3 protein-coding genes are annotated in these 1,285 nt (G+C 65.9%); all 3 read left to right on the plus strand.

Features of this window, described 5'->3' with window-relative positions:
* On the plus strand, positions 1 to 387 hold a 387-nt coding region (locus EOA27_RS36915; protein WP_127258771.1), incomplete at its 5' end, for a VWA domain-containing protein.
* A gap of 57 nt (positions 388 to 444) precedes the next feature.
* The gene (locus EOA27_RS36920; RefSeq protein ID WP_126082504.1) at positions 445 to 783 is read left to right on the plus strand and encodes an XdhC family protein; all 339 of its coding nucleotides are present in this window, start codon (positions 445 to 447) and stop codon (positions 781 to 783) included.
* 5 nt (positions 784 to 788) lie between these two features.
* Positions 789 to 1,285, plus strand: a 497-nt coding sequence (locus EOA27_RS36925) for an XdhC family protein (protein ID WP_145970845.1), incomplete at its 3' end; no start/stop codon positions are given.

Consider the following 1,285-nt stretch of genomic DNA (forward strand, 5'->3'; position numbering starts at 1 on the left):
GTGAAGGACTGGTCGGGCGGCACCCGCATCGGCGATACGTTGGCCGAATTCAACCGGCTGTGGTCACGGCGCGTGCTGGGGCAGGGCGCCGTGGTGCTTCTCATCACCGACGGGCTGGAGCGCGACGACGTCACCGGCCTGTCGCAGGAGATGGAGCGGCTGCACAAGTCCTGCCGGCGGCTGATCTGGCTCAATCCGCTGTTGCGCTTCGACGGGTTCGAAGCGCGCGCCCGCGGCGTCAAAGCGATGCTGCCGCATGTCGACGAGTTCCGGGCAGTGCATAATCTCGACGCGCTGACCGATCTTTGCGCCTCTCTCGACCAGCGGCCCGCGGCCTCGGTCGATCCGCGCCGCTGGCTGCGAACTGGCGACAGGCGGGCCGCATAGCCATATGTTCTGCTTGGGAATGTCCCGGCGGGAAAACAGACTGTGTGAGAAGCGACAATGGATGAGAGCATATATCTCGATGAAGCCCGTGATCCGCTGATCATCGCGGAGGGCTGGATGAAGGACGGCAAGGATGTCGCCATCGCGACCGTGGTCGAGAACTGGGGTTCGGCGCCGCGTCCGGTCGGCAGCCATCTGGTCATCGACGCTGAAGGGAATTTCCATGGCTCTGTCTCGGGCGGCTGTGTCGAGGGCGCCGTGGTGACCGAGGCGATCGACGTCATCGGCTCGGGCAAGGCCAGGATGCTGGAGTTCGGCGTCGCCGACGAAACGGCCTGGCAGGTGGGCCTTTCCTGCGGCGGCCGTATCAAGGTCTATGTCGAAAGGCTGGGCTGACCGCCGTGGATCCATACATTCTCAAGACCTTGAACGAGGAACGCCGCGCCCGCCGGGCAGTGATTGTCGTCACCGACCTTGGCGACGGCCGCGACCGCATCGTGCGCGAGGGCGATCCTGTCGCGGGCGATCTCGGGGCGGCAATCGCCAATGCGTTTCGTACCGGCAATTCGCGGTCAGTGGAGGCGGAAGGGCGGACCTTTTTTCTCAACGCGCATCTGCCGCGCCCGCGCCTCGTGGTGATCGGCGCGGTGCATATCAGCCAAGCGCTGGCGCCGATGGCCAGGATCGCCGGCTACCCGGTCGAGATCATCGACCCGCGCACCGCCTTCGCGACCCCGGAGCGCTTTCCCGACGTCGCGCTGCATGCCGAATGGCCGGAGGATGTGCTGAAGCGCGCGCCGCTCGACAGCTACACGGCGCTCGCCGCAGTCACCCATGATCCGAAGATCGACGATTTCGCGCTGAAGGCGGCGCTCGACGCCCGCTGCTTCTATGTAGG

The organism is Mesorhizobium sp. M2A.F.Ca.ET.037.01.1.1 (assembly GCF_003998075.1).
In the GTDB taxonomy this organism is placed as follows: domain Bacteria; phylum Pseudomonadota; class Alphaproteobacteria; order Rhizobiales; family Rhizobiaceae; genus Mesorhizobium.